Annotated in this window: 19 protein-coding genes and 1 tRNA gene; 11 read left to right on the forward strand and 9 right to left on the reverse strand. The window is 32.6% G+C overall.

Annotated elements, in window-relative coordinates; all coding sequences use genetic code 11:
* Nucleotides 1-4: 4 nt before the first annotated feature.
* Nucleotides 5-892, forward strand: coding sequence for a J domain-containing protein (locus SLH33_RS08705; RefSeq protein WP_320418697.1), 888 nt, complete (start codon nt 5-7; stop codon nt 890-892).
* 2 nt (nt 893-894) lie between these two features.
* Nucleotides 895-1191, forward strand: coding sequence for a chaperone modulator CbpM (locus SLH33_RS08710; protein ID WP_320418698.1), 297 nt, complete (start codon nt 895-897; stop codon nt 1189-1191).
* A 9-nt stretch (nt 1192-1200) separates the two neighbouring features.
* Here SLH33_RS08710 and SLH33_RS08715 read toward each other — a convergent pair whose 3' ends face one another.
* Genes SLH33_RS08715 through SLH33_RS08730 form a run of 4 tightly spaced genes read right to left on the reverse strand, consistent with a single transcriptional unit; the run spans nt 1201 to nt 4252 of the window.
* Nucleotides 1201-1704, reverse strand: a complete 504-nt coding sequence (locus SLH33_RS08715) for a hypothetical protein (protein ID WP_320418699.1) — start codon at nt 1702-1704, stop codon at nt 1201-1203.
* A 2-nt stretch (nt 1705-1706) separates the two neighbouring features.
* Nucleotides 1707-2690, reverse strand: a complete 984-nt coding sequence (locus tag SLH33_RS08720; protein ID WP_320418700.1) for an MlaD family protein — start codon at nt 2688-2690, stop codon at nt 1707-1709.
* A 9-nt stretch (nt 2691-2699) separates the two neighbouring features.
* Nucleotides 2700-3476, reverse strand: a complete 777-nt coding sequence (locus SLH33_RS08725) for an ABC transporter ATP-binding protein (protein WP_320418833.1) — start codon at nt 3474-3476, stop codon at nt 2700-2702.
* Nucleotides 3476-4252 carry an MlaE family ABC transporter permease gene (locus SLH33_RS08730; RefSeq protein ID WP_413818262.1) on the reverse strand — a complete coding sequence of 259 codons (777 nt, stop codon included), beginning with the start codon at nt 4250-4252 and terminating at the stop codon, nt 3476-3478. Before SLH33_RS08730 ends, SLH33_RS08725 begins: the two co-directional genes overlap by 1 nt.
* Nucleotides 4253-4400: 148 nt before the next feature.
* On the opposite strand from SLH33_RS08730, the gene SLH33_RS08735 reads away from it, so the two are divergent.
* Nucleotides 4401-5336, forward strand: a complete 936-nt coding sequence (locus SLH33_RS08735) for a L,D-transpeptidase (protein WP_320418702.1) — start codon at nt 4401-4403, stop codon at nt 5334-5336.
* 275 nt (nt 5337-5611) lie between these two features.
* Here the strand turns inward: SLH33_RS08735 and SLH33_RS08740 are convergent, their stop codons facing one another.
* From SLH33_RS08740 to SLH33_RS08755, 4 genes are all read right to left on the reverse strand, one after another.
* Complete coding sequence (locus SLH33_RS08740; protein ID WP_320418703.1) at nt 5612-6166, reverse strand: REP-associated tyrosine transposase; 555 nt, start codon at nt 6164-6166, stop codon at nt 5612-5614.
* Between the two features lie 611 nt (nt 6167-6777).
* Nucleotides 6778-7179: a hypothetical protein gene (locus tag SLH33_RS08745; RefSeq protein WP_320418704.1), complete on the reverse strand. Its 402-nt coding sequence runs from the start codon at nt 7177-7179 to the stop codon at nt 6778-6780.
* Nucleotides 7169-8272, reverse strand: coding sequence for an RHS repeat-associated core domain-containing protein (locus tag SLH33_RS08750; protein ID WP_320418834.1), 1104 nt, complete (start codon nt 8270-8272; stop codon nt 7169-7171). The genes SLH33_RS08745 and SLH33_RS08750 overlap by 11 nt, the downstream gene beginning before the upstream one ends.
* Nucleotides 8273-8456: 184 nt before the next feature.
* A tRNA-Met gene (locus SLH33_RS08755) sits at nt 8457-8529 on the reverse strand.
* Between the two features lie 111 nt (nt 8530-8640).
* Here SLH33_RS08755 and era point away from each other — a divergent pair.
* On the forward strand, nt 8641-9552 hold the full coding sequence (era, locus tag SLH33_RS08760) for a GTPase Era (RefSeq protein WP_320418835.1): 912 nt from the start codon (nt 8641-8643) through the stop codon (nt 9550-9552).
* Here era and SLH33_RS08765 read toward each other — a convergent pair.
* Nucleotides 9549-10064 (reverse strand): GTP-binding protein, encoded by a 516-nt coding sequence (locus tag SLH33_RS08765; RefSeq protein ID WP_320418705.1) that lies wholly within the window; start codon nt 10062-10064, stop codon nt 9549-9551. The genes era and SLH33_RS08765 overlap by 4 nt on opposite strands.
* Nucleotides 10065-10201: 137 nt before the next feature.
* Between SLH33_RS08765 and SLH33_RS08770 the strand changes: the two genes are divergently transcribed.
* The 7 genes from SLH33_RS08770 (at nt 10202) to SLH33_RS08800 (ending at nt 17997) form a co-directional block, all read left to right on the forward strand.
* Nucleotides 10202-11716, forward strand: coding sequence for a choice-of-anchor I family protein (locus SLH33_RS08770; RefSeq protein WP_320418706.1), 1515 nt, complete (start codon nt 10202-10204; stop codon nt 11714-11716).
* 98 nt (nt 11717-11814) lie between these two features.
* Complete coding sequence (gene der, locus SLH33_RS08775) at nt 11815-13122, forward strand: ribosome biogenesis GTPase Der (protein WP_320418707.1); 1308 nt, start codon at nt 11815-11817, stop codon at nt 13120-13122.
* An 85-nt stretch (nt 13123-13207) separates the two neighbouring features.
* Complete coding sequence (locus SLH33_RS08780) at nt 13208-14782, forward strand: protein adenylyltransferase SelO (protein ID WP_413818263.1); 1575 nt, start codon at nt 13208-13210, stop codon at nt 14780-14782.
* A 32-nt stretch (nt 14783-14814) separates the two neighbouring features.
* Nucleotides 14815-15834, forward strand: coding sequence for an XdhC family protein (locus SLH33_RS08785; RefSeq protein ID WP_320418708.1), 1020 nt, complete (start codon nt 14815-14817; stop codon nt 15832-15834).
* Nucleotides 15835-16428 (forward strand): nucleotidyltransferase family protein, encoded by a 594-nt coding sequence (locus SLH33_RS08790; RefSeq protein ID WP_320418709.1) that lies wholly within the window; start codon nt 15835-15837, stop codon nt 16426-16428.
* A 39-nt stretch (nt 16429-16467) separates the two neighbouring features.
* On the forward strand, nt 16468-16842 hold the full coding sequence (locus SLH33_RS08795; RefSeq protein WP_320418710.1) for a DUF423 domain-containing protein: 375 nt from the start codon (nt 16468-16470) through the stop codon (nt 16840-16842).
* A gap of 33 nt (nt 16843-16875) precedes the next feature.
* Nucleotides 16876-17997, forward strand: coding sequence for a PepSY-associated TM helix domain-containing protein (locus tag SLH33_RS08800; protein WP_320418711.1), 1122 nt, complete (start codon nt 16876-16878; stop codon nt 17995-17997).
* Nucleotides 17998-17999 lie beyond the last annotated feature (2 nt).

The raw sequence follows: 17999 nt of genomic DNA on the forward strand, positions 1-17999 counted from the left end.
TCAAATGGCTTTTATAGATTATTACAAAACTTTAGGCATTAACAAAGATGCAAGTGATAATGACATCAAAAAAGCATATCGAAAATTAGCAAGAAAATACCATCCGGATTTAAATCCGAATGATAAAGAAGCCGAAAAGCGTTTTAAAGAGGTTAATGAAGCAAATGAAGTACTTAGCAACCCAGAAAACAGAAAAAAATACGACCAATACGGTGAACACTGGAAACATGCAGATGAAATAGAAAAAGCGAAACAACAACAGCAATACCAACAAGAACCTGTGTATGGCGATTTTGAAGGTTATTCTGGTGAAGATTTTTCAGACTTTTTTGAATCTATGTTTGGTGGAAGAGCCTCTTCAGACAGAGGAAGTTTTGTAAAATTTAGAGGACAGGATTTTAATGCTGAACTGCAAATAAATTTACAAGACGCATTTAAAACTCATAAACAAACCTTAACGGTTAATAATAAAAACATAAGAATTACCATTCCTGCCGGAGTTGAAAACGGACAAACCATTAAAATAAAAGGTCACGGTGGAAAAGGAATGAATGGTGGACCTAATGGAGATTTATACATCACTTTTTCTATTGTAAACAATACCAAATTCAAAAGAGATCATGACAATTTATATTTAACGGTAGATTTGGATTTGTACAAAGCCATGTTAGGTGGTTCTATTACTATAGATACTTTTGACAGCAAAGTAAAGCTAACGGTTAAACCTGAAACCCAAAACGGAACAACCGTTAAACTAAAAGGAAAAGGATTTCCGAAATACAAAAAAGAAGGCGAATTTGGTGATTTGTATATAACCTACAACATAAAACTTCCTACGAACCTATCAGAAAAAGAAAAGCAATTGTTTAAAGATTTAGATGAATTACGCTAATTATGGAACTTAAAGATTACATAACCATTCAACAATTTTGTGAGCTTTACGAGGTTCCAACTACTTTTGTTAATTCTTTGCAAGATTTTGAGCTGATTGAGATCACAGTTGTTAATAACAACAATTACCTAAAAAAAAGTCAGTTACATTTAGTAGAAAGAATGATAAGGCTTCATTATGATTTAGATATTAATTTTGAAGGAATTGATGCTATTCATCATTTATTAAATCAAGTAGAAAATTTACAAAACGAAGTAGCTGTACTCAAAAACAGACTTAATAGGTATGAGGATTTTTAATTTAGAGAGTTATGTTTCTTTATTTTGGAACCCCATTTTACTACGATGCGCAGGCACTTCCCACTTAATCATCTCTTTTAAAAACTCATCAACTTTCTCAACAATGAGTTTCGCTGTAATTTCTTGTGGTGAGTACATTCCTAATTCTAAAGTATTGGTTTCAACAGTCATATTATCAGCAAACGGGAAGAGGATAAAAATATACACATCTCCGCTGTAGGATTGTGAAAACACTAAAGAACCACCCGTTACAAATTGATATTCCGGAATTTGATTCGTGCAGTCCATAAGCTCTCTTGGAAAAGAATCAAACGTAACATTTACTGCTTCGTTATTGTTTATCCAGCTTAGTTCTTGCATCTTCCATCCTATAGAATATTTTTCAACAATATTTTTTAATGTGGATGCAATTAATGGTTTGATCTCTTTGCCCCACTTGATTTTTTTATCAACTACCAGTTTTATAGATTCTTTATAATCGTTAACTCTTTCTTCTAAATGTTCTACCTTCATCGTTACTCTTTTTTATTTTTTTGTTCTTCTTTTTCTAATTTTCTAAAATAGCCTCTAAATAAAAAGTTATGTTTTAGCGCCTCCATGTTCTGATTAAACTTATCAGTTCCTTCATTAATATTTTTCATGGTAGATTTTAAACTATTTACCAAAGAAGTATCTCTAACCACATAATCGAGTGTTCCTTTACGGGTATTAATATCACTTACTACCGTGTTAACATCCTTTAAAATCTTATTAATTTCTTCGCTAGAGGTTTCTAAATTCGTAACCACGGTTTTTAATTTATGTCCGGAAATAGAATCATTTAACAAAACACCTAAAACAGTATTATCATCACCTTTTATTGATGAGATTAAATCATTAATTTCATTGATGGATTTTGTAGCGCCTCTACTAGCCAATTTTAAATTTCTGACAGATAATTGTAAATCTTTAGCCATTACTGTATCGTTTAACAAGATTCCTAAAGTTCCTTTTCCTTCTAAAATAGCATTGGTTATTTTTAAGATATCTGAAGTTAAGATAGCGGCATTTTCTGAACTTACACTGAGTGTACTTAAAATATCATCAGCACCAATTTTACTAAAGGTTTTAATCGTATCATTATCACTAACAACAGATGAAGGTCCTTTACCCGGAACAATATTTACAATCATATTTCCTACCAAACCATCAGAACCAATGGTAGCAATGGCATTCTTTTTAATATGATTCACGATTTTCTCATCAATACTCATGGCTACTTTTATGGTAGAATCGTTTTCCATTTCAATACTACTCACCGTACCAATATTAATTCCCGCATATCTTACATTATTTCCTTCTTGTAAGCCGTTTACATTTTGAAAATATGCGTTAACAGTAAACGTACTTTTAAACATGTGCTTGCCTTGACCAATTAAATACACTGCCAACACAAACAATATGGTACTGATAATAACAAAAACACCTAGTCTTATTTTTTGAGAGTTCGTCTGTTTCATATTTTTAATTTATTGTTTAAAGAATGCCTTTACTTTCGGATCTTTTGAAGAAGATAACTCTTTAAAAGTTCCTTCGGCATAATTGGTACCGTCTATTAATAAGATCATTCTGTCAGAAATAACTCTGGCACAATCCACATCATGAGTAATAATTAATGAAGAAGTACCATACTTTTGCTGAATTTCTTTCATTAAAATGATAATTTCCTTAGCTGTTATAGGGTCTAAGCCACTAGTTGGTTCATCATACAAAATAATTTTTGGCTTTAAAATCAATGTTCTGGCTAAAGCTACTCTTCGTTTCATTCCACCTGATAGTTCTGCAGGCATTAGATCTACCGTATGTGCTAAACCAACATTTTCTAACGCTTCAATAACCAAGGCTTCTGTATCTTCAGAACTTTCAAGTTTATGTTTATGTCTTCTTAACGGAAACTCTAAATTTTCTCTTACTGTCATAGAATCATACAAGGCGCTTCCTTGAAACAAAAAACCAATATCTGCACGTAAAATATCTAACGCTTCTTGGGTTAATTGTGTAATGTCTTTTCCCATTACATTGATAATTCCGCTATCAGCTTCCATAAGCCCCACCAAACATTTGATCATAACTGATTTCCCTGAGCCCGATTTTCCCATAATCACCAAGTTTTCTCCTTGATGTAAAGTCATATTAAATCCGTTCAATACATGATTATCTCCAAAACTTTTATACAAATTTTGAATATTGAGTACTACCGGTTTGGTATCAACTGATGTATTTTCTATTTGAGCTTTGCTTTTCATCATAATTCATAAAAAATATCAGCAACAAAAACAGCTATAAAATCAATTACAAAGAGTAATAATGAAGTAAAAACTACTGCTGAATTAGCGGCTTTCCCAACACCTGCAGTTCCTTTTTTACAATAATACCCCTTAAAACAACCTACCAAACCAATAGCAAAACCAAAAAAGAACGATTTTGCTGTAGCAGGAACAATATCTCCAAAATCCAACGAATTAAAAACCTGATTAAAAAATAACTGAAAGGATACATTTCCTTTTAAATTTTCTACCAAAAACGACCCGAAAAGAGCTACAGCATCACCAAAAATAATGAGGAGCGGTAACATTAAAGTGGTTGCCATAATGCGTGTTACCACTAAATACTTAAACGGATTGGTGCCCGATACTTCCATTGCATCAATTTGTTCAGTTACCCGCATTGAGCCTAACTCTGCACCTATCCCCGATCCTATTCTACCGGCGCATACCAAAGCGGTAATCATTGGCCCTAGTTCTCTTACAATTGAAATACCTACCATAGATGGCATCCAAGAAACTGCACCAAACTCCATTAGCGTAGGTCTGGTTTGTAAAGTTAACACCAACCCAATGATAAAACCTGTAATTGCTACTAACAATAAAGAACGGTTTCCCATATTGTAGCATTGTTTAAGCAATTCTTTAAATTCATACGGAGGTTTAAATGCTTCTTTAAAAAATCGGCCAGCAAATAATGACAACTCTCCTATTTCAATAAAAAAAGTCTTTAAGTTGGTTAGAATTTTGTTGATCATAGTCATTCAAAAACTCATTTAATCAAAAATAGCGTATTAAAGATAGTGCTTAAATGATAAAAATCACTTAAACCTTTATGATTTATATCATTTAAAGTCAATACCATAACCTATACTTTAGACTTGTAATTATAATTCATACAATAGAATGTTTAAAAGAACAGGAATTTTTGTGGGTGTAGGTATTTTACTTGTAATGTTATCTTTTCTATTTTTTGATCAAAAGCCAAAAGCTGTAATAGTTTCTGATAATGCGTTGCCGGAAATAATGAAAACTGAACAAAAAAAAGAGACGTTTGTTACGGTAAATAAGCATGTTTTGGTTAAAAATTACTTTGAATACATAGACTCTATTGTTTGTAAATACGATTCATTAACTCCGTACCATTTAACAGAACACCTTTTAATTAGGGCTAATCCGTGGATAATTGACACCTTACAAAACACAGATTATTACAGAATGAAAGAACGAGATTCTATTGTTTATCATCAAAAGGAAATGATCGTTCTTCCTAAAAATGCGCGCTTAGTTATCCCCGACTCTATAGTGGCTTCCCATATTGAAACTGCTTTTTTAAACACAAAAATAGATATCAACATTCCCGAATTTAAATTGCGTATTTATGAAAAAGACTCCATGCTATTTGAATTTCCTGTGCGTGTGGGTAGAGATGAAGAAAAATACTTAGAAATGTCAGGGAGAGTTCAAGATTTAAAAACAATAACCGGAAGCGGAAAAATTGTAAATCATGTTAAATATCCTACCTATATCAACCCTTCAAATAACAAAGTATATTACCAGACCAAACGAGATGATAACATTGTAACCAGCTTACCACAAATTCCTTTTTTAGAGACGGAAATTAACGGAATAAGAAATGGACAAATGATTCATCCTACTACCAATCCGGAAACATTAGGCAGAGCTTATTCTAATGGATGCATTGGCACTAAAGAAGCAGATGCCTGGGTAATTTATTACTACGCACCAATTGGAACACTAATACAAATCAGATATGATTTAAGAATACAAGAAAAGGGAAGTGAAAAATTACTGAAAGATATTTATGGGTGGAGAAAGTGATATTTGATACTACTTTTTAACTAGCGTGCTTTTATAAAGCATGACTAATCTTAATATAACGCGCATTACAAATGCACAATAAAAAAGGCATACGTTACAAACATACCTTAGCTACCGCACGTTTGTATCGTGTGGTGCAATTAATTAGTACAAATTAAAAACAACTACATTTTCTAATATTCCTTTTTCACCTGCATAATATGTAGCTTAACTGGCGCGACATCTGTGATGCGTGCCTATTGTATTGTAAGTATGTAATGAAAAGCTTTTTAAACTTACCACAATGGTTTTATTGTAATATTAGTACATTCTTTATTATCATCTTCATAAGCTATGTAACTACTATTTACCCAATCTCTCGGATGATAAACCAATTCTGAAGCAACAGGGTTATAATGTATATAGCTAATTCTTTGTTCTATTTTTTGATGGTTATCTAATACAATTGGATGAAAACCATCTTTCCAAACTTTATAATTTTTTCCTTTTCTAATTCTATTAGCTGCAAAACTAAATTTAGCCAATAACCATTCTCGCCTACTTTCTGGATACTCTTTTATGGCTTTTATAATTTCTTTAGACGTAAATTTTTTAAAATCTCTTATAATATCTTGTAACTCATTTTCATTTGAACTTATAATCATATGAAGATGACTACTCATATACACATAAGCATGAACATGTAAGCCTTTGTGCTTTATACAATAGTTTAAAGAATCATCTAATATTTTAAAGTAAATAGGGCGTATAAATACATCTACCCAATCTATAACTGTTATGGTTACAAATGTGGGTGTTGTGCTATCTATTACTTTATATCGTTGAGACATCGTTTAAATATAAATAAACTGGTGTGCTTTTGCAAAACGTATCTGTGGTTTTTGTTTATATGCATATTAACTGGCGCGCTTTTGTAAAGCGTGTCTTATTGTGATACTGATATATGTGCATTACAAATGCAAAATAAAAAAGGCACACGTTGCAAACGTGCGCCAGTTTCTTTTTTTATTCTTCATATCCCGCGCGAGGGGGGTGCTTTTGTAAAGCGTGACTTACTGTGATACTGATATACGCGCATTACAAATGCACAATAAAAAAGGCACACGTTACAAACGTGCGCCAGTTTTTTTATTCTTCTTCATATCCCGTGCGAGGGGGGACAAACGTGCGCCAGTTTCTTTTTTTATTCTTCATATCCCGTGCGAGGGGGAGCGGGCGTCATTGCGAATGAAACAACGTGAAATGAAGCAATCTTTTTCTTAAAAAAACTTAGTAACTAACATATAACAGATTACCACGTCGCTATGCTCCTCGTAATGACGATTAAAAACTGCCTTTATAACAACAAAAAAGCTACACTTTACAGCATAGCTTTGTATTTTATTTATTAAACCACACGATGCTCCCGAATGCTTTCGGGACGTGCGGGAGCGATTGAGTTTTACCATGGTGGTTTTTCCCAATAACATTTAGTACAGTTATATAAGCTATCTGGCACAGGCTTATCAAAATAAATTTCATTATAGCTTATATCTTGAGTATTATATTTAACAAAAAACTTTTTATTTATATATTTTCTTTTAATATAGGAATAAGACCTCTTGGCATCTTTTATATTAAAGGACTGATCTGTTGTAAGTTTTTCTCCTTTTTTTGTCATAAAGGAGTAGCTAATGTATATTCCTGATCTTGAGGTTGTCTTCAAACTTGATGTTGTTCCTATCGTATAAATTACCTTATTATTGTTCATCATTTTTTTCCATCTTGAATTAAGATTTAATACATAAAACACAATAATTAACACAAAAATGATAGGTGATAACTTTAAAATTTTATTCATCATTATACTTTTCTTTTGCTTTATTCTGAAGTACGTTAGTTAAGAAAATGGATGCTTTATCTAAATTATGATTTAAGAAATTTTCTACGCTTTTATCTACTTGCTCTCCTAAAGCACTTTTGAACATATTAGTTCTAGTAGAATTTGCTTTACCTATTACCTGAGACACACCTACTTCAATGGCAAAATCACTTAAAGATTTATTCGTGAAAATAGAATTTGTAGTTACTCTGTTAGTAATATTTTTATTAAAATTTATATTAACTTCAAAAGCGTTTCCAAAAATATCTGCAGCTAAACCATTTAAAAAACCATCTCCAATAACAGAAACCACGTTAACTTTTTTATCATTTAACCCATATTGAGCAACTCCACTAAAAAACATTTTACTACCTATAATACCAGCTCCTTCTTTAGAAAAAATTCCAGTTGCCCCATTACCGAATGGTAAGGCCAACAATGCCATTTTTCCTACAAACTTACCTTGATCTCCTACTGACACTCCATTTTCATTGGTTGTATTTAATTCTTTCCAAAAAGCAACAAAATTATTTATTCTACTTTGTCTTACTGATGAATTAGATGCTACTTCATTAGAAGATTGACTTGATTTAGATAAATCAATTACATCATTAGGATAAATAAGATCTCTCTCTTTTATTTGCGGATTCCATTTCAATATATCACTAAGTGCAACCCCTGTTATCTTTGATATATTTGATAAATTATCTCCTTTTCTAACTCTAAAAAAATGAAATTTATAATCTGATATGGCGCTAGATTTCATTTCTTCCAATCCTTCTAATTCAACATAAGCTATCACTTTATTCCCACTAAAACTATATGGTGTGTAATGTGAATATTTTGAAGCCAACGGATCCACCGCAAAGAACCTACCTACGCGTGGGTCGTGCATTCTAAACTTATAGTTTATACTGTTACCTTCTCCTTTAACTTCGTCATCTTTTTCTTGCCCTTGGAAGCCGTAACGGTAGCTATCGGCTTGTCCGTGCCTATTTGGCATTAACATACCAAATGGGTAATAATCGTTAAAGGCTATAATTTCTGGGTTAAAGGCTATAGCATTTTCATCTATACTGGTATCAACATTAACACAAAAACCACACTCTCAAGCATTACTCTTTTAACAACATATTTCTGTTATCACAGTAAATATATAATCTTGTAGTTTAAGTACAAAATGTAATTTATAGATTCTCTTATATGTGAATAATCCTTTAAAAATAAAAAAGCTCCCAATTCCTTGGAAGCTTATCTAGTAGCGGGAGCTGGACTCGAACCAGCGACCTTCGGGTTATGAGCCCGACGAGCTGCCTACTGCTCTATCCCGCGATTTGCGGTTGCAAATATACGTCTTTTTTTAAGTGTATTCCAAATAAAATCATAATTATTTTTAATAAATTTTTGTAAATCACACACAAACAACCTTATAAAAAATAAAAAATATATCCCAAAACCACCTATCTTTGCTGTATGACACATAAAGCAGGATTTGTAAACATCATTGGTAACCCCAATGTTGGTAAATCAACCTTAATGAATGCGTTGGTTGGTGAAAAACTTTCAATTATTACCTCAAAAGCCCAAACTACTAGACATCGTATTTTAGGTATTGTGAATGGTGAAGACTACCAAATTATATTTTCTGATACTCCAGGAATCATTCAACCTGCATATGAACTTCAAGAATCAATGATGGATTTTGTGAAATCTGCTTTTGAAGATGCCGATGTGTTAATTTATATGGTAGAAGTAGGTGAAAAAGAACTAAAGAACGAAGCTTTTTTCAATAAGATTATCAATAGTAAAATTCCCGTAATTCTACTTTTAAACAAAATTGACAAGTCTACTCCCGAAGAGGTACAAGAAAAAATAGATTACTGGCGCAAGAAAGTTCCTAACTCTTTTGTATACGTAATTTCTGCTTTAGAGAAGTTTAATGTAGAAGCCGTTTTTTATAAAATTATTGAACTACTACCCGACTCACCTCCGTTTTATCCAAAAGATCAGTTAACTGATAAACCAGAGCGTTTTTTTGTGAACGAAACCATTCGTGAAAAAATTCTTCAACAATACAAAAAAGAGATTCCGTATTCTGTAGAAGTAGAAACGGAAAGTTTTATAGAAGAAGAAGAAATTATAAAAATCCGTTCGGTAATTATGGTAGAACGTGAAACCCAAAAGGGAATCATCATAGGTCATAAAGGTTCTGCTATAAAACGTGTAGGCACAGAAGCTAGAAAAGATTTACAACACTTTTTCGATAAAAAAGTATACTTAGATTTATATGTAAAAGTGAATAAAGATTGGCGCTCGAATGAAAGACAGTTAAAACGTTTTGGATATAAAGATTAATTGATTTCTTGCAAAACCGATCGCATAAACTCTTTTAAATCGTCCATTTGTTTTTTACCGGTTTCTTTCCCTAATCTACCTATAAAATACAACACAAACCAAACTACAGGTAGTGCTATGAGCATCACTATGGGAAAAACAATACTTCTTTCAAATCTTATATTTACATACAATACTACCGTAAAACTTATAAAAGCCGCAGCTACTAAAAAATGAATAAACATAAATAGTGTCCAAACTTGGGGTTTGGGTCCAAACAATCCTTTAATAACAGTTCCTTCTCCATCAATTTCATCAACCTCAAAATGGAGTTGTGGCGACCAAAAATGTGCATCTTTCTTTGGCACATCAATCACTACATGATTGTCTACAATCTTGCCTTTAAACTTACATAATGCATCTTTAAAAATAGCATCAAACCTTTCTAATATCTCAATGGTAGATTTCTCACAATTAATCGAAAATCGAGGTCTTAAAAATAGCTCACTATTCTGTTGTTCTTGTTGTTGCATTATAAGTTATTGATTTACTCAAAGCTACAGCAAAATTTACATTAACAAAACATTCATTTAAAAATTGTAACGCTTTGTTGTCTTTAAACTAACTATAATTTTAAAAAACAACCTAAGTTTTGTAAAAATTTTAACTCATGAAAAACTTATTAAAAACTTTACCACTACTACTTACTTTTTGTTTAATAGGCTGTGATGATGATCCAGCTCCACAACCTCAACCAAATCCCATCAATACAGAGGTTAAATTTAACCATGTAAAAACCATTATGGTTGGTGGAGAAACTGCCGCAGAAATTTCAGCTTACGATGCTACAACACAAAAATTATTTGTTGTAAATGCTGAAAGCAATGAAATAGCTGTCTACAATATTAAAGATATTAACAATCCTGTTCAATTAACCGCTATTCCGTTAGCTAATGGAGCGCCAAATAGTGTAGCTGCATACGACGGAAAAGTAGCCGTTGCCATTGAAGATAATATAAAACAAAACGCTGGGAAAATTGCTTTATATAATGCTGAAAACGGTAGCTTAATCAACTCCTACACAGTAGGAGCTTTACCTGACATGGTTACTTTTTCAAAAGATGGCAAATTACTTATTTCTGCCAATGAAGGAGAACCGGATGATACCTATACAAATGACCCAGAAGGTAGTGTAAGTATTATTGAAGTTGAAAGCGGAATAGTAACAACCTTAAATTTTGATGCTTTTAATGCTGATGAAGCTTCTTTAAAAAGCAACGGGTTCAGAGTTTTTGGTCCAAATGCAAACTTAGCCAAAGACGTTGAGCCAGAATATGTTACGGTTTCTGATGATTCTAAAATAGCGTGGGTTTCTTTACAAGAAAACAACGGAATTGCAAAAGTTAACTTAGTTTCTAAAACCATTGAGGCTATTTATCCTTTAGGATTTAAAAATTACAACGAAGCTGGTAATGAAATTGATGCTAGTAATAAAGACGATGTAAAAGAACTAAAAAACTGGCCGGTATATGGTATGTATCAACCTGATGGAATTACCTATGTAAACATTAATGGAAATGGCTATATTATTTCAGCAAATGAAGGAGACGCTAGAGATTATGATAGTTTTAGTGAAGAAGGCAGAATAAAAGACATAACCTTAGATGAAACTACTTTTCCGATATCAGAAGATTACCAAAACGAAGCTAATTTAGGACGTCTTTTAATTACCAATACTCTTGGTGATGAGGGTAATGATGGTGATTTTGAAAAATTATATTCTTATGGAGCACGTTCTTTTAGTATTTGGTCAGAAAACGGAACTTTAATTTATGATAGTGGCAACAGTATTGCCCAAGAGTTATTAGCCAGAACTCCTGATAGATTTAATGATGATGATAGTAGAAGTGACGATAAAGGAGCAGAACCCGAATCGGTAGAAGTTTTGAATATGAGTAACGAACGTTACATTTTATTTGTTGGATTAGAGCGTACAGATCAAGTTTTGGTGTATGACATTACCAACCCCACCTCTCCGGTATTCTTAGATATTTTATCTCACGAAGGTGATGAAGCTCCAGAAGGATTGCTTGTAATTCCATCATCAGAAAGTCCAAGTGGCAAAGACCTAGTAATTGTTTCTAATGAAGATAGTGGTACCGTAAGTATTTACGAAAACCAATAATAATCCCCTATTATTTTTACAACAAACAGCTATTGATTTGATATATCAATAGTTGTTTTGTTTTTCAGAAACACTACCTTTGCAACAAATTTGTGTAAATGAGTAGCATTATTGCAATTGTTGGTAGACCCAACGTAGGAAAATCAACACTTTTTAACCGTTTAGTTAAACGTCGTGAAGCTATTGTTGATTCGGTTAGTGGAGTTACGCGCGATCGTCATTACGGTAAATCAGAATGGAACGGAAAAGAATTCTCGGTAATTGATACTGGTGGATATGTAGTAGGTTCTGATGATATTTTTGAAGAAGAAATTAGAAAACAAGCGCAGTTAGCTATTGATGAGTCTGATATCATTGTTTTTGTAGTTGATGTAGAAGAAGGTATCACCCCAATGGATGAAGCAGTGGCTAAAATTTTACGTCAAGTAGATAAGCCTTTGTTCATTGTAGTTAACAAAGTAGATAACGCTATGCGTACTGCGGATGCTGTTGAGTTTTACAATTTAGGCTTGGGTGATTATTTTACTATTTCATCTATCAATGGTAGTGGAACCGGAGAATTATTGGATGCTATAGTTGAAGAAATTCCTGAAATTGAAGAAGAAGAAAACGAAGAGGAATTACCTCGTTTTGCGGTAGTGGGTCGTCCAAACGCCGGAAAATCATCATTTATCAACGCTTTAATTGGTGAAGACAGAAACATTGTAACCGATATTGCAGGAACAACTAGAGACTCTATTGACACCAAGTACAATCGCTTCGGATTTGAATTTAATTTAGTAGATACTGCCGGAATCAGAAAAAAATCTAAAGTAAAAGAAGATTTAGAGTTTTATTCGGTAATGCGTGCAGTACGTGCTATTGAGCATTGTGATGTAGCCATTTTAGTAGTGGATGCTACTCGTGGTTTTGAAGGTCAGGATGAAAAGATTTTCTGGTTAGCAGAAAAAAACAGAAAAGGTATCGTTATCTTGATCAATAAATGGGATTTAGTTGAAAAAGAAACCAACACCATGCGTGATTTTGAAGCTAAAGTTAAACAAACTATTGCTCCATTTACAGATGTCCCTATTGTGTTTATATCTGTATTAACCAAGCAACGTATTTTTAAAGCTATTGAAACAGCAGTTGAAGTTTTTGAAAACAGAAAGCGTAAAATTCAAACAAGTAAGCTAAACGAAACGATGTTAGACATCGTTCAGAATTATCCGCCACCGGCAACCAAAGGAAAATTTATCAAAATAAAATACTGTATGCAATTACCTACGCATACACCACAGTTTGCCTTTTTTGCAAACTTACCACAATATATAAAAGACCCTTACAAACGATTTGTAGAAAACAAACTTAGAGAACATTATGATTTTTCGGGTGTTCCTATAAGCATCTATTTTAGGCAGAAATAACAAAAGGCATCCTTTGGATGCTTTTTGTTATGAACTTTAATTCCTATTTCTATTCCGTACCTTTGTTAGAGTAATTCTATGACGCATGATGCTTAAAAATAAGCTGAATATTGATAACTCGTTTACAAAATCTTTACCTGCCGACAAAGTTTTAGACAACCATCGTCGGCAAGTTGTGGACGCTTGTTTTTCGTATGTTGAACCTAAAAAAACTTCAAATCCTAAACTTATTCATGTTTCTAATGAAATGTTACAAGAAATAGGTTTAACTGAAGAAGATGCTACTTCTGAAGAGTTTTTAACCATTTTTTCCGGTAATCAAATTATAGAAAATACACATCCGTATGCCATGTGTTATGGCGGACATCAATTTGGGCAATGGGCAGGACAATTAGGTGACGGTAGAGCCATTAACTTATTTGAGGTTGTTCACAACAAACAACGTTGGGCGTTGCAATTAAAAGGAGCCGGTGAAACACCTTATTCTCGTTCTGCTGATGGATTAGCTGTTTTACGTTCTTCTATCCGAGAACATTTGTGTAGCGAAGCTATGCATTATTTAGGCGTTTCTACTACTCGATCGTTATCTTTAATGTTAAGTGGTGACAAAGTGTTGAGAGACATAATGTATAACGGAAATCCGGCTTATGAAAAAGGCGCTATTGTTTGTAGAGTAGCTCCTAGTTTTATTCGTTTTGGAAATTTTGAAATTCTTGCCTCAAGAGAAAATCATGAGACATTACAATTGCTAGCAGACTACACCATTAAACATTTTTATCCTGAAATTCTTTCCGAAGGAAAACAAAAATATCTTGATTTTTTAACTGAAGTTCGTGATAGAACTATTAATATGATTGTTCATTGGCAACGTGTTGGATTTGTCCATGGTGTAATGAATACCGATAATATGTCTATTCTTGGACTCACCATTGACTACGGACCCTACGGGTGGCTTGAAGGGTTTGATTACGAGTGGACACCTAATACTACCGACACTCAACATCGCAGATATCGTTTTGGAAACCAACCCTACATTGGCATGTGGAATTTGTACAAATTAGCAAATGCTTTGTATCCATTAATTAACGAGGCTGAACCACTTCAAAACATTCTTGATGAATACGAAGAATTATATCTTAAAGCCTATGAGCAAATGATGAAAAACAAGTTAGGCTTATTTTCATCTGAAAATCATTCAGAAATTATTTCTCAATTAGAAAAAACGTTACAATTTACCGAAACAGATTATACTATTTTCTTTAGGAATTTAGCAAATATTATTAAAGATGATTCACAAGAAAGTGCAATTCAAAAAGTTGAATTCGCTTTTTATACTTTAGAGGAAGTTAAAGACGATATAAAAGATCAATGGTTAAATTGGTTTTCAAACTATCTAGAAATTTTAAAAACTGAAAAACTTTCTGACGAAAAAAGAAAGCAAAAAATGAATTCGGTTAATCCTAAATATGTGTTACGAAACTATATGGCACAACTTGCTATTGATGATGCCAATAAAGGAGATTACCAACTCATTGACGAGTTGTATCAACTACTTAAAAATCCGTATGATGAACAATCAAATCATGAAAAATGGTTTGTTAAACGTCCTGAATGGGCTCGTCATAAAATAGGTTGTTCTATGTTATCATGTAGTTCTTAAGTCTTTTTTATTGTATATTAGTACTTAACAAAATGATACACGAATTCAAAGAAATAGTTAAGCAAGCTAGAATTAATCAGGAAAACGGATTAAAAAACATTCTTGCTACAGTGGTTTTTTTAGAAGGTTCTTCTTACCGAAAACCTGGAGTACGTATGCTTATTGCTGAAAACGGAAAAATAACAGGAGCTGTAAGCGGCGGATGTGTAGAAAAAGAAGTACATCATCGTTCTCAAACTATTTTTAATGATAATCGTGCAAAAGTTATAACCTACGACGGCAGGTACAGATTGGGTTGCGAAGGTATTTTGTACATTTTGTTAGAACCTTTTTTTGTTTCTGATGATTTTTTAAGCTCTTTTTCTTCTCAATTAGAAGCTAGAAATCCGATTGAAATCCAATCCTTTTACGAGCAAACAGATGAAGTTTTTGGCGAATTTGGATCGGTAATTCGATTTGAAGATAATTCAAGTTTTACTTTTGCTAATGATTTCAATCCGCAAGATTTTCAAAATCTACACGTTTTTTCTCAAACATTTCAACCCTGTTTTCGCTTATTGATTATTGGTGCAGAACACGATGCTGTTAAGTTATGTACTATGGCATCATTATTAGGTTGGGAAGTAGATGTTGTTTCTTCTATAAAAGATCCAAAGCAATTATCTGATTTTCCCGGAGCAACATCTGTTTCAGCACAAACCCCTGAAACAATAGATTTGTCAGATGTAAATAAACAAACCGCTGTAGTAATTATGAATCATAGCTACGTACAAGATTTGAAGTATTTAATCTTATTTCAGAAGTTGAGTCCTGCGTATCTCGGAATGTTAGGTGCATTTAATCGTAGAGAAAGAATGTTTAATGAAATTTTTGAATATACTCCTGAAGTTACTGAAGAGTTTTTAGATTCTATTTTCACACCTGCTGGATTGAATATTGGTGCGGAAACTCCTGAAGAAATTGCGCTATCTATTGTGTCTGAAATTCTTAGTGTTACACGTCAAAAACAACCTTTTTCATTAAAAGCCATAGTTGGTAAAATACATGCATAAATGCATTTCAAAATCGCTATTTTAATTTTAGCCGCTGGTAAATCTACCAGAATGGATGTCACCAAACAGCTTTTAAAAGTTGGTTCTACTACTTTAGTAGGGTTAGCAATTGAAAATGCAAAACAGTCAAAAACTGATAGTATTTATTGCATTTTAGGAGCGAATGCTGAAAAGATAAAAACTTCAATTAAACATTATGAAATTGAAACGATTATAAACCCTAATTATGAACAAGGATTAAGCGCAAGTATAATTTCCGGAATTAATCATATAAGCTCTAAAGATTTTGATGCTGCTTTAATTATGCTGGGAGATCAACCCACGGTAACGTCAAACTATTTAAACAAATTGATCGACTCCTTTAATAAAAATCCTGATAAAATTTCTGTTTCTAATTATAATGGTAAAATTGGTGTTCCTGCTATTTTTCCAAGGAACTATTTTAAGCAGTTAACTCAACTAAAAGGAGATAAAGGCGCTCGTGAATTATTACTTTCAGAAAAAGAAAATTGTATTCAACTTTTTCATTTACCTTTTATTGATATTGATACTGAAGAAGAATATCAAAACTTTCTGACTTCAATTAAAAAGTAAGTATTTTTGCGCTGTAATAACTAGCGTAAAATTTCAAAAATGACACAACAAACAATTATAATAACTGCAACCATTTTTGGAATGCTATCTGTAATTTTTGGAGCCTTTGGAGCTCATGCTTTAAAAAAGAAACTCACTTTAGATCAATTAAAAAACTTTGAAACCGGAGTAAAATACCAAATGTATCACGCCATTGTTTTGTTGATTTTAGGCTTCAATTCTGCTCAAGTTACTTCTGCTATTTATTGGTGTTTTACTATTGGGATACTCTTATTTTCTTTTAGTATTTACGGTTTAGTTTTGTCGGATGCTTTTGGAAAGAAACTTCGTTTTTTAGGCCCAATTACCCCTATTGGAGGCTTGTTATTAATTGTTGGTTGGAGTTTACTATTACTTCATACATTTGTCAATTAATACTAAATTTACTTAATCGTCTTTACTTTTTCTATGGCAAAAAAAAATAAGAAAAAGAATTCTTTCAAAAAGTGGATTGGAAAAATCCATCTTTGGCTAGGATTAATCTCTGGAATTATTGTCTTCATCGTTGCTATTACTGGAACTATTTTTGTTTTTCATGATGAAATTAGAGATGCAACCCAATCATGGAGAAAAATTACTCCAGAAAATACATCTTTTGTGTTGCCTTCTAAACTTATAGATTTAGCAAAGCAACGTTTTCCCGATACTAATGCTAACATGGTTGTCTATCAAAACAATAGTAGACCTGCGCATATATATGTTGAAATAGATAACGTTCCGCATAATATTTATTTCAACCCTTATTCAGGAGAAATAACACATCTTCAAAACCTCAACACAGACTTTTTTTTAATTATTGAAAAAATTCATATGCACTTGTTGCTGCCACCTGAAATAGGTAAACAAGTAGTAGGCATTTCTACACTTATTTTTATTGTAATGCTCATTACCGGTATTATACTTTGGTGGCCAAAAAAATGGAAAAACAGCTCAATGAATTTTAAAATAAAATGGAAGGCTAAATGGCGACGTGTAAATTATGATTGGCACAGAACAATAGGACTATACAATTTTATACTTGCGCTTATCATTGCTGTAACCGGATTGAGTTTTTCTTATGAATGGATACATGACAGTTTTTATCTTATAGGTAATTTAGGGCAAGAATATCCAAAAGATACTCCTACAACTATGATTAAGTCTCTTAAAAGTGAAACAAGCATAAATGCTATAGATTTAGCCTTTATGAAAACCCGAGAAACCTTACCTCAAAGTGGAATGTATTTTGTTTGGAATCAAGGTGAAGAGCTTCCTATTATAACTGGGGCATATCCGAATTCTTTAGAATTTCATCATCAGTCTAACTTTTATTTCCATCCACAAACTGGGGAGATTTTGGATAATCATTTTTATGAAGATAAAAGTCCTGGGTTAAAATTACAAGAAATGAATTATGGCTTACACACTGGGCAATATTTTGGTTTTATTGGAAAATTAATTGCCTTTTTAATTAGTCTTTTTGTAGCCAGTTTACCAATAACAGGCTTTTTAATTTGGCGGGGAAGAAAAGTTAAAAAAAACAAATACTAATA

It is taken from the genome of Tenacibaculum sp. IB213877 (genome assembly GCF_034043975.1).
Lineage (GTDB): Bacteria > Bacteroidota > Bacteroidia > Flavobacteriales > Flavobacteriaceae > Polaribacter.